Genomic DNA, 10,179 nt, shown 5'->3' with positions numbered 1-10,179 from the left:
TGCGCCGGGCAGTGTCCTGGTTCGCCGCCCGCGGCGTGACGGTCGAACGCGTGCTTTCTGACAACGGCTCTGCCTACAAATCTCACCTCTGGCGCGACACCTGCTCCGAGCTTGGCGTCAAAGCGAAGAAGACCCGCCCTTACCGTCCACAGACGAACGGGAAGATCGAACGCTTCCACCGCACTCTCGCCGACGGTTGGGCATTCAGCAAGCACTACCCAACGGAATCAGCCCGCCGGAACGCGCTCCCGGCCTGGCTCCACGAATACAATCACCACAGACCCCACACCGCCATCGGAGGCCACCCACCCATTAGCCGGCTAACTAACCTGCCTGTGCAGTACAGCTAGTTCCTCTTGTACGAAGACGCGGATGCCGGTGGTCACTGACCACACGCATCCGCGTCTTTTGTCGTTTGTGGGACTAGTCGAGCTTGGTGATCTGCAGCAGTCCGTCGCCGACCGGTGACAGCGCACTGACGACGGCCGTTGATGAGGCGATCTCCTGGACCAGGGTGCGGAAGGCGCTCGTGACGTCGTCGCGCTGCGCCGGGTCGGCCACCCGGCCGCGCCAGAGAGCGTGCGGCACGAGGACAGTGCCGCCGCTGCGGGCGAGCCGGAGACCGTGTTCGACGTTCTCGATCACCTGCGCGGGATCGCCGTCGACGTAGACCACGTCGTAGGAGTTCTCATTCATGCGGGGAAGGACATCGAGAGCCCTGCCGGTAATGAGACGTACTCGGTTGGACGCGATCCGCGCGTCGGAGAACGCCTGCCTGGCATAGCCGAGGTGTTCCACTTCGGAGTCGATGGAGGTCAGCACCGACCGGGAGGAGGGGTGCAGGAGCCACAGCCCCGAGACCCCGGCTCCCGTTCCGATCTCGACGATGTTCACCGCGTTCGTTGCAGCAGCGAGCACGGCGACCTGGGCGCCCACGGCCGGTGACAGGGGTTCGATGCCGAGCTCGAGTGACTGTGCTCGTGCCTTTGCGATCGCCTCAGATTCGGTGACGATGTAGTCGGCGTACTTCCAGTTCGAATCTTGTTCTGACACTTCTGCGCTCCCGATAGTGGTTGGCACAACAGTACCGGCGGAATGTACGGGATTTTGCAAGGCGCGTCGCGATAGTCTGAACTCGTGTTCTTTGGCCTGACGTTCGAGAAGCTGCTCATCATCGGGGTGATCGCTGTCTTTCTGCTCGGGCCTGAGCGGCTGCCAGGCTATGCGGCGAAATTCGCGCAGCTGATCCGGTCCCTGCGCGACATGGCGCGCGGGGCAAAGGACCGCATGCGTGACGAAATGGGACCGGAGTTCGACGAGGTCGACTGGCAGAAACTCGACCCGCGGCAGTACGACCCGCGCCGGATCATCCGCGAGGCCCTCCTCGATGACACACCGCAAGTCGAACCCGTGATCAAGCCGCCGTCGGCTGTCGCGGCAGCGGGTGCGGCCGCGGTGGCGTCGGACTCAACGGTGCCCGGTGCCGCGTCATCCCCGTTTGTGACACAGGGGGCGATCGATCGTCGCCGGCGAATCGTGGCGGGGGAAAGTGTTGCGCCGCCCCCGTTCGATCCAGAATCGACCTGACCGCCTGATTCGACCCGACGGGCAGCTCAGAGCCCACAGGCGGTGCGCACGTAGTCGAGGAGCTCCTCACGGATCCCCTCGGCCGGGACAACCCGGTATTCGCCGGCTGTGCCGTCGGACAGGCGAACCGCGACGTCGAACACAGTCCCGACTTTGTCATCGGCGATGGCGTGAGCGTCGCAGCGGGCGGGGACGATCCGGAGCTCGGCGGTCACCGGACCGGATGCCGCGTCGACGCCCAGGTCCAGCGCCCAGTCGGCGGCGTTCGAGTTCGTCGCCGGATCCGGAAGCAACAGCGGCGTTGACGACACACCGTCGACGTCGACCCGCCCGTCTGCGCCCGTCGGGCTGAGGGTCAGCGAAACCACGGCGACCGAGTTTCGCCCGGCGCCCTCGATCACGGGGGAAGCGACCGTGACCGTGGCAACCCGGTCGACCTGCCCGGCGATGCACCCGGCGCCGTGCAATCGGTCGAGCGTGGAGAGTGGGTCGGTGACCGGTACCATGGCCGTCGCCCGCCGGTCGCCCTCTCGGAAGCCCAGCTCGGCTGTCGGGCCGGAAGCGGGCGCGCCGTCGTCACACACGACCTGAGGCACCGACGCACGCAGGTCGACGGTGGTTCCTGAGCGGACCGTGGTGCCGCGCTCCCAGACTGCTGGCTCCGAAAATCCGGGCCAGGACAGCCGTGCGCTTTCAAGCTCCAGATCGGAGCCCGACTCGTTGAGAACGCGGATGACGAGGGTTCCGCTCGTGTAGTCGGTGCGGCCCTGCAGCACCTCGACCCGAACGCCGTCGGGGAGTTCCGGCGGTGCGGCCGCAGCGCAGCCTGCGACGACGACGACGGCCGCGCACCAAGCGAGAACGCCCAGGCGGCCGTGCTTCCGACGGAGCACGACTACACCGGGGCGAGGCCCAGCTTGCGGCCCGCAAGCCCGCGGCCGGTGGCGACGAGCCGGTCGGCGACAGTGCGGATGGCGACGCTGCCCGGGTCGAGCGGGTCGCTCAGGACCACCGGCATTCCCGCATCCCCTCCGGAGCGGAGGGGCACGCTGATCGGAACCGAGGCGAGCAACGGCACATCCGGAGCGTCCTTGGCGGCGCTGAGCCGCTTCGCCACCTCCGCACCCCCGCCTTCGCCGAAGAGGGGGAGGATGCTGCCGTCCTGCTGCACGAGGCCGGCCATGTTCTCGACCACACCGATCACCCGCTGGCCGGTCTGCCGTGCGACGATGCCGCTGCGCTCAGCGACATCCGCCGCTGCCGGTTGTGGGGTGGTGACCACGATGACGTCGGCGTGGGGGAGCGTCTGCCCGATCGAGATCGCCACATCACCGGTCCCGGGGGGAAGATCGAGGAGCAGGATGTCGAGGTCGCCGAAGTACACGTCGGTGAGGAACTGCGTGATGGTGCGGTGCAGCATCGGTCCGCGCCAGGCGACGGCCGACGAGCTCCCCGGCTCGACGAACATGCCGATGGAGATCACCTTCACACCGAACGCGACAGGCGGGAGGATCAGGTCTCCGACCTGGGTGGGGCGGGTGATCGCGCCAGCGGCGGCCGCGGCATCCGTCAACCCGAGCAGGCCAGGGATCGAGAAACCGTGCACGTCTGCGTCGACGATCCCGACGGTGAGCCCCCGTGAGGCGAGCTCCACGGCGAGGTTCGCGGTGAGCGTCGATTTGCCGACGCCACCCTTGCCGCTGGTGACGGCAATCACACGGGTGAGCGAATCGGGGCCGAACGGCATGACCCGCGCCGCTTTGGAACCGCGGAGCCGGTCGGTGAGTGCTCGACGTTCCTCCGGCGTCATCACCCCGACGGCGATGCTCGTCGATGTGACGCCGGGGACACCGGCGACGGCTGCGGTGACATCCCGCTCGATCGCTGTCGCTGCGGGGCAACCGACGATGGTGAGCACGATCGCGACGGATGCCGCACCGGCGTCATCGACGTCGACTCCGGCGACCATGCCCAGCTCGGTGATCGGTTTGCGGATCTCCGGGTCGATCACCCGGCCGAGAGCGGCGGTGACGCGGGCTTCGAGCTCAGCGCTGGACATCGTCCTTGTCTCTCTCGAGCTCCTCCAGCAGAGAGCGGAGTTCCTGGCGGATGAAGTCCTTCGACGCCATGTCCTTCATGGCCAGGCGCAGGGCGACGACCTCTCGTGCCAGGTATTCGGTGTCGTTGAGGTTGCGTTCCGAGCGCTGTCGGTCCTGCTCGATCTGCACCCGGTCCCGGTCGTCCTGGCGGTTCTGGGCGAGGAGGATGAGCGGTGCGGCATACGACGCCTGCAACGACAGGATGAGGGTCAGCGCCGTGAAGCCGAGAGCGGCCGAGTCGAACCGGAACTCATCGGGTCCCCAGGTGTTGTATGCGATCCACACGAGGCAGAAGGCCGAGAGCCCGAAAAGGAAGCCGGGGGTTCCCATCTTGCGGGCGACCCACTCGGTGAACCGGCCGAAGCGGTCGCTTGACTCACGATTGCGGCCGGGAAGCATCGACGTGCGAAGGCCCTTCGGGGCGTCGAGGCGTACTTCGTTCCTGCGGATCTTAGGCACGAGCTGGCCTCCTTCCCTGTGGTCTGTGCGTCGCTACTGAATCGTCGTCGTTCTGACTTCGCCAGTCTTCGGGCAACAGGTAGTCGAGGACATCGTCAATTGTCACCACCCCGACGAGCCGGTGGTTGTCATCCACGACCGGAACCGAGACAAGGTCATAACTCGCGAGAATGCGTGACACTTCTGCCGCGGATGCCTTCGCTGTGACCGGGTCCAGGCTCTGGTCCATGATCGAGCCGAGCCGTTCGTGCGGCGGGTAACGGAGCATCCGCTGGAAGTGGACGATGCCGAGGTATCGGCCGGTCGGAGGCTCGTACGGCGGCAGGGTGATGCAGACCGCCGCGCCCAGCGCGGGCGGAAGCTCGGGGCGGCGGATCAGAGCGAGCGCTTCGGCAACCGTGGAGTCGGCCGAGAGGATAACGGGCTCCGTCGTCATCAGGCCACCGGCAGTGTCCGGGGCGAACGCCAGGAGCATCCGGACGTCCTCTGCCTCCTCTGGTTCCATCAACTGGAGCAGCCGCTCGCCGCGGTCGGCGGGGAGCTGCGCGACGAGGTCGGCAGCATCGTCTGGCTGCATGTGGTCGAGGACGTCTGCGGCGCGTTCGTCACCGAGCTCGGTGAGGATGTGGACCTGGTCGGTTTCGGGCATCTCCTCGAGGGCATCCGCGAGCCGGTCATCCGAGAGCTCCTCGGCGACTTCGATCATGCGGTCCTGCGGGAGGTCGAGCAGCGTGTTCGCCAGGTCGGCCGGCTTGAGGTCCGAATAGGTGGCGATGAGCTGCTCAGCGGATTGCGCTTCACTGCCGGTCTGCCGTTCGCGGATCTCCCGCCAGGTCGCGAACGCCGTCGTCCCCTTCGCGAACGGGCTCGATGACGCCTTGGGCCGGCGGACGAAGTACTGGCCGACCGCCCAGTCGCCCGGACCCACTTCTTCGATGGCGACGTCCTCGATGGTGGCTTCGCCTGAACCGTCGACGAAGTCGACTTTGCGCCCGAGGAGCTCGGCGATCACACGGATTTCGCCGCCGCGCTGCTCGAAGCGACGAACGTTGATCAGGCCGGTGGTGATGATCTGGCCCGACGCGATCGACGTGACCCGCCCGATCGAGACGAAAACCCGCCGCTTCCCGGGGATCTCGACGATGAGCCCGACGACGCGGGGAGGATCGTTCTTTCGGTATACCACGAGCACGTCGCGCACCTTGCCCACGCGGTCGCCCGCTGGGTCGAAAACGGTGCACCCGGCCAGCCGGGCGACGAAAACTCTCGTGCCACTCACCCCTCTAACTTAGTGCGCGCAGTGCGGTGGCGGGGATGGACGCCGCGGTCAGAGGCGGATTCCCGGGTGCGGATGGGAGAATGGTGGGGTGAGCAACCAACAGCAGCGCCGCGGCCTGTCCCGCAGCCCCCTCGATACCGTCATTCCCCGCGGTGAGACCGTCGCAAGCTTCGACACGTACAGCGAGGCGCAACGCGCCGTCGACCGGCTTGCCCAGGCTGACTTCCCGGTGAAACAGGTGTCGATCGTGGGCGACGGGCTCAAGAGCGTCGAACGGGTGACCGGAAAGCTCAGTTACGGCCGCGCTGCGGGCGCTGGCGCACTCAGCGGGGCGTGGCTCGGTTTGTTCTTCGGTCTGCTCCTCGTGATCATCAACCCGGCATCGGACCTCGTCTTCGTCGGCGCCGCTGTGCTCATCGGCGCCGCCTTCGGCATGATGTTCACGATCGTCTCGTACGCCGTCAATCGCCGTCGCCGCGACTTCACCTCGGTCATGCAGGTTCTCGCGACGAGTTACGCGGTGACGGTCTCGCCGGAACTCGCGAACCGCGCCAGGAACGTGCTCGGCGGGTCTCAGACCGAGCTGTAACCCGCCCGGTGGAGCCTGGCGATCCAGGCCTCGACCTCGTCTGCCGTCCGGGGGATTCCCGCCGAGAGATTTACGGCGCCGTCGTCGGTGACGAGGATGTCGTCCTCGATCCGCACGCCGATGCCGCGGAACTCTTCGGGGACGGTGAGGTCGTCCGGCTGGAAGTAAAGGCCAGGTTCGATGGTGAAGACCATCCCCGCCTTCACCTCGCCGTCGTGGTACATGTCACGTCGCGCCGCCGCGCAGTCGTGCACGTCGAGTCCGAGGTGGTGGCTCGTGCCGTGCACCATGTACCGGCGGTGGAACTGGTTCGACGCTTCGAGCGACTCTTCGGCTGACACGGGGAGCATGCCCCACTGTGCCGTGTGCTTCGCAATGACCTTCATGGCCTCGGCGTGCACGTCATGGAAGATGATGCCCGGGCGGACGATCGCGAGGGCGGCGTCTGCTGCTTCGCGGACGGCTTCATAGACGGCGCGCTGAACGGGGGTGAACCGGCCGTTGACCGGGAGGGTCCTGGTGATGTCTGCCGTGTACAGGCTGTCGACTTCAACGCCGGCGTCGAGGAGGATCAGATCGCCTGGCGTCACCGGGCCGTCATTGCGGGTCCAGTGCAGGATGCACGCATGTGCCCCTGAGGCCGCGATGGTGTCGTATCCGACGGCGTTACCGTCGAGCCGTGCGCGGGTGTAGAACACGCCCTCGACAGCGCGCTCACCCCGTTCGTGTGCGGAGATGCGCGGGAGATCGGCGATCACGTCGTCGAATCCGCGCGCTGTGGCATCCACGGCGAGGCGGAGCTGTGCGATCTCGAATTCATCCTTCACGAGCCGCAGCTCGGAGACGAACGTCGTCAGCTCGTCATCCTGCTCGACCATGAGGTCGGCATCCGTCGCTTCGAAACGGTCGATGTGGTCGGTGGCGAGGTCGAGGTCGGCTGCGACCTGCGCAAGGGAGGGACGCGCGCCGATCCAGAATTCTCCGATGGCGGGGTTGGCGTAGAACTCGTTGGATGTGCGGTCGGCCCGCTCACGGAAGTACAGTGTCGCGTCGTGACCGTTGTCCGTCGGGTCGAGCACGAGTACGGCATCCGGTTCGGAGTCCGAGCCCCACCCGGTGAGGTGCGAGAAGGCCGAGTGTGCGCGGTACGGGTAGTCGGTGTCATTGGACCGCTGCTTCAGCGCGCCGGCGTTGATGACGACGCGCTTGCCGGGGAACGCCGCTGAGATACGGGCACGGCGCTCGGCCGCGTAGCGCGCCTGTTCACGCGGGGCAGGAAGTTCGTCGACCCGGTCAGCCCACTGGGAGCCGATGAACTCCTGGAACTGCGTTGACGCCGGGGTGGTCGACCGGTTCGACGTGCCACGCGGCTCTTCACTGGTGGTTTCTTCACCGGCCCGCGCGACGCCGGTGCTCGTGCTCGTCGTGGTTGGAGTGTTCCTGGCGGTCTGCATGGACTCATTCTCCCACCGCGAACGGTGCTGCGGTGCTCGAGCGCTGCCGCCGGTTACGGGGCGCTGCCGGTTAAGGCGCGGTGCGGGTGAGCTGGACGATCACCGGTCGGTGGTCACTGCCTGTGCCGTCCGTCTCGGTGACCACACGCATCCCCGTCGTCTTCCAGTCGGGGGTTGCCATGACGTGGTCTATCGGCGACCCGATCAGGGCCGGGATGCTCGTGGGCCAGGTACCCACTGACCCGTTGCCCGACGCCTTCCCCGCGTCGATACAGTCGCCGAGCGCGGCGCCGTCGGTGGCACCGAGCCCCGCCATGTTGTCGAGAGTCGCGTTGAAGTCGCCGGCCATAATGACGTTGTCTGTGCGGCACTGGTCGGCAAGCCAGGCGAGGTCGTTGCGCCAGTTCTCCATATGACCGGAGATGGGTGCGACGGCATGGGCGGCAACGATTGTCGGGCCGTCTCCGTCGACTGGTTCGACGATCACCGTGGGGAGGACGGCGGTGTTGTCGTCCCGTTTCTCGTTGCTCGTGACCTTGACGTAGTCACCGAGCTCGGGACTGATCAGGACGGTGGTCGATCGCGCGGGGGAGATCTGGTCGAACCATTCGGTGAGCACCCACATCGGGCGCCCCTCGGCGCGCATGGTCTCGGCGATTTCAATGCCGGTCGCCTGTGTCGTCTCAGGGAGCGAGATGACGTCGGCGCCGGAGTCCATGGCGAGTTTCACGACCGCGTCAGCGCCGGGTGCGTCGCCGAGGGTATTCCAGCTGAGCACCGTCACGGTGTCCGGGGTCGGCTCAGCGAATTCCGTGTTGCCGAGGCCTCGGTACACCCCGATCGCGGTGTTGCCGACGACGAAAACGAGCAGCATGACGACCACGGTGCCGGCAAAGGCACGAAACGGGCGCACAAGGGCGAGAAGAGCGAACGCGACGGCTGCCAGCGCCCCGGCCACGACCGCCAGCGACCTCATCGAGGCGATCTGCGCGACGACGGCCGTGGTCTGCAATCCGAAGAATTGCGGTACGGAGAGGACGAGGAGCGCGACGGCGATTCCCACGGTGGCGATGGCGCCGAGGACTTTGAGCATGGTTCAGCCACACTATCGACACGGGACTGGGATTAGCCCGAAAACGGCTGGTGCGGCGCGAGCCATACACTGTGAGAATGCCAGTTCGTCCCTTGTTCGCCGGGCCTGCGGACCTCCACACCCATTCGCGCGTGTCAGACGGCACCGAGTCGCCTTCGCGAGTCGTCCGCCAGGCCGCCTCGGCGGGGCTCGGGGTTGTTGCGCTCACCGATCACGACTCGACAGCCGGCTGGCACGAGGCATCCGTCACCGCAGCCGACGCGGGCATCACGCTCATTCCCGGAATGGAATTCAGCGCCAGGGCCGGCTTTCACAGCGTGCACCTGTTGGCTTACCTGTTCGATCCGGACAACGGGGCCCTGAACTCCGAGACGGCGCGCATCCGTGAGTCCCGGCTGCGCCGGGCGGAGTCGATCGTGCAGCGGATCGCCGCCGACTACCGTCTCAGCTGGGATGATGTCGTCGCCCAGACCACCCCGGGAGCGACGGTTGGCCGGCCGCACATCGCCGACGCTCTCGTTGCCCGCGGTCACGTGCCCACCCGCAGTGAAGCGTTCGCCGGCATCCTGCACCCACGGACCGGGTATTACATGCCTCACTATGCGCCCGATCCGCTCAAGGCGGTGCGCCTGGTGCGTGCGGCCGGGGGAGTGCCGGTGATCGCCCACCCCGCCACCCGGGGCCGCGACGCCATGATCGACGAGCAACACCTCGCCGAACTGGTCGATGCGGGACTGTTCGGGCTGGAGATCGACCACCGTGAGAACACCGAGGACGGCAAGGTGCGTCTTCGGGAACTCGCTGATAAGTTCGGGCTCGTGCTCACCGGGTCCAGCGACTACCACGGCGAAGGGAAACCCAATCGGCTGGGGGAGAACACGACGCCGGACGCTGTCGTGCAGGCGATCATCGACGCCGGGACCGGGTCGGCGCCGGTGTATCCGAACCGCGACTAGCCCAGCGAATCAGGCGGAGAAGCGACGGTCGTCGGCTCAGCGGCTCAGGACCAGCTTGTCCGGAGAGCAGTCCTGCACGTGCAGCACCCTCCGTTCGATGCGGGGGTCCTCTGCCGTAACGCTCACCCGGTCGTCGGCGTCAAGTTCCCAGCGTCCGTGCGTTTCAGTCGACCCATCAGCGGCGGCGATTCCGATGTAGATCGCTTGCCCGTCGGGCATGAACTCATAACCGGTGCGGCCACGGGCGGGAGGGAAGGCATACTCTTCGGGGCGATAGATCTCCGTCGTATCGGTGTCCTCTTCGTGCGAGTGCATCCAGCGTCCGATGAGGCAGGTCGCGAGTTCGGTCATGGTGCTGCCTTTCTCTGATGGCGACTGAGTTGATGGTACCGATGGGCCGGTGGTCGGAGCCGTGCAGCCGACACAGCACAGCACCAGGCACGTCGTGATGAGGACCCGCATCGTTGACCGCATATTGCTGACACTAATGGGCGCTTCCTTTTGTTCCCGGTGAGAGGCGGCCGTCCCGGCTCGCTAACCGCCGATTGAACCTCGACCGGCGAGGAAGCGGGGGTGTTTCTCAACTCGCCAGCCGCCTGCCGTGTATGCAAAGTTGTCGATCACTTTGTTGATGGGTTTGAGGGTGCCGTTGCCGTTGTTCAG

12 protein-coding genes are annotated in these 10,179 nt (G+C 66.6%); 4 read left to right on the top strand and 8 right to left on the bottom strand.

Annotated features, from left to right (window positions below; translation table 11 throughout):
- Positions 1–350, top strand: a 350-nt coding sequence (locus BM197_RS16000) for an integrase core domain-containing protein (protein ID WP_143095088.1), incomplete at its 5' end; no start/stop codon positions are given.
- 73 nt (positions 351–423) lie between these two features.
- Here BM197_RS16000 and BM197_RS15995 read toward each other — a convergent pair.
- Entirely contained in the window at positions 424–1,053 is a 630-nt protein-coding gene (locus BM197_RS15995) for an O-methyltransferase (protein WP_090713339.1), read from the bottom strand.
- Between the two features lie 84 nt (positions 1,054–1,137).
- On the opposite strand from BM197_RS15995, the gene BM197_RS16500 reads away from it, so the two are divergent.
- Positions 1,138–1,587, top strand: coding sequence for a twin-arginine translocase TatA/TatE family subunit (locus BM197_RS16500; protein ID WP_218151884.1), 450 nt, complete (start codon positions 1,138–1,140; stop codon positions 1,585–1,587).
- Between the two features lie 26 nt (positions 1,588–1,613).
- On the opposite strand, the gene BM197_RS15985 is transcribed toward BM197_RS16500, so the two are convergent.
- From BM197_RS15985 to BM197_RS15970, 4 genes are read right to left on the bottom strand one after another with little or no spacing between them, the layout of a single operon-like run.
- Complete coding sequence (locus BM197_RS15985) at positions 1,614–2,480, bottom strand: hypothetical protein (protein WP_090713337.1); 867 nt, start codon at positions 2,478–2,480, stop codon at positions 1,614–1,616.
- Between the two features lie 2 nt (positions 2,481–2,482).
- Positions 2,483–3,646 carry a P-loop NTPase gene (locus BM197_RS15980; RefSeq protein WP_090713336.1) on the bottom strand — a complete coding sequence of 388 codons (1,164 nt, stop codon included), beginning with the start codon at positions 3,644–3,646 and terminating at the stop codon, positions 2,483–2,485.
- Entirely contained in the window at positions 3,633–4,085 is a 453-nt protein-coding gene (locus tag BM197_RS15975; RefSeq protein ID WP_090713343.1) for a DUF1003 domain-containing protein, read from the bottom strand. The genes BM197_RS15980 and BM197_RS15975 overlap by 14 nt, the downstream gene beginning before the upstream one ends.
- 52 nt (positions 4,086–4,137) lie before the next feature.
- Positions 4,138–5,424, bottom strand: coding sequence for a magnesium transporter MgtE N-terminal domain-containing protein (locus BM197_RS15970; protein ID WP_090713334.1), 1,287 nt, complete (start codon positions 5,422–5,424; stop codon positions 4,138–4,140).
- An 88-nt stretch (positions 5,425–5,512) separates the two neighbouring features.
- Here BM197_RS15970 and BM197_RS15965 point away from each other — a divergent pair, with 88 nt between their 5' ends.
- Positions 5,513–6,013, top strand: coding sequence for a YflT domain-containing protein (locus BM197_RS15965; protein WP_245762590.1), 501 nt, complete (start codon positions 5,513–5,515; stop codon positions 6,011–6,013).
- Here the strand turns inward: BM197_RS15965 and BM197_RS15960 are convergent.
- Both BM197_RS15960 and BM197_RS15955 read right to left on the bottom strand, forming a co-directional pair.
- Entirely contained in the window at positions 5,998–7,467 is a 1,470-nt protein-coding gene (locus BM197_RS15960) for an aminopeptidase P family protein (protein WP_090713332.1), read from the bottom strand. The genes BM197_RS15965 and BM197_RS15960 overlap by 16 nt on opposite strands.
- 70 nt (positions 7,468–7,537) lie before the next feature.
- Positions 7,538–8,560 carry an endonuclease/exonuclease/phosphatase family protein gene (locus tag BM197_RS15955; protein WP_090713330.1) on the bottom strand — a complete coding sequence of 341 codons (1,023 nt, stop codon included), beginning with the start codon at positions 8,558–8,560 and terminating at the stop codon, positions 7,538–7,540.
- 77 nt (positions 8,561–8,637) lie between these two features.
- Between BM197_RS15955 and BM197_RS15950 the strand changes: the two genes are divergently transcribed.
- Positions 8,638–9,516 carry a PHP domain-containing protein gene (locus BM197_RS15950; protein WP_090713328.1) on the top strand — a complete coding sequence of 293 codons (879 nt, stop codon included), beginning with the start codon at positions 8,638–8,640 and terminating at the stop codon, positions 9,514–9,516.
- Positions 9,517–9,552: 36 nt separating this feature from the next.
- On the opposite strand, the gene BM197_RS15945 is transcribed toward BM197_RS15950, so the two are convergent.
- Positions 9,553–9,867: a hypothetical protein gene (locus tag BM197_RS15945; protein WP_090713326.1), complete on the bottom strand. Its 315-nt coding sequence runs from the start codon at positions 9,865–9,867 to the stop codon at positions 9,553–9,555.
- Positions 9,868–10,179 lie beyond the last annotated feature (312 nt).

Origin of the sequence: Mycetocola miduiensis, from assembly GCF_900115155.1 — a bacterium.
In the GTDB taxonomy this organism is placed as follows: domain Bacteria; phylum Actinomycetota; class Actinomycetes; order Actinomycetales; family Microbacteriaceae; genus Mycetocola_A; species Mycetocola_A miduiensis.
This window is presented reverse-complemented; position numbering and strand designations above follow the sequence as displayed.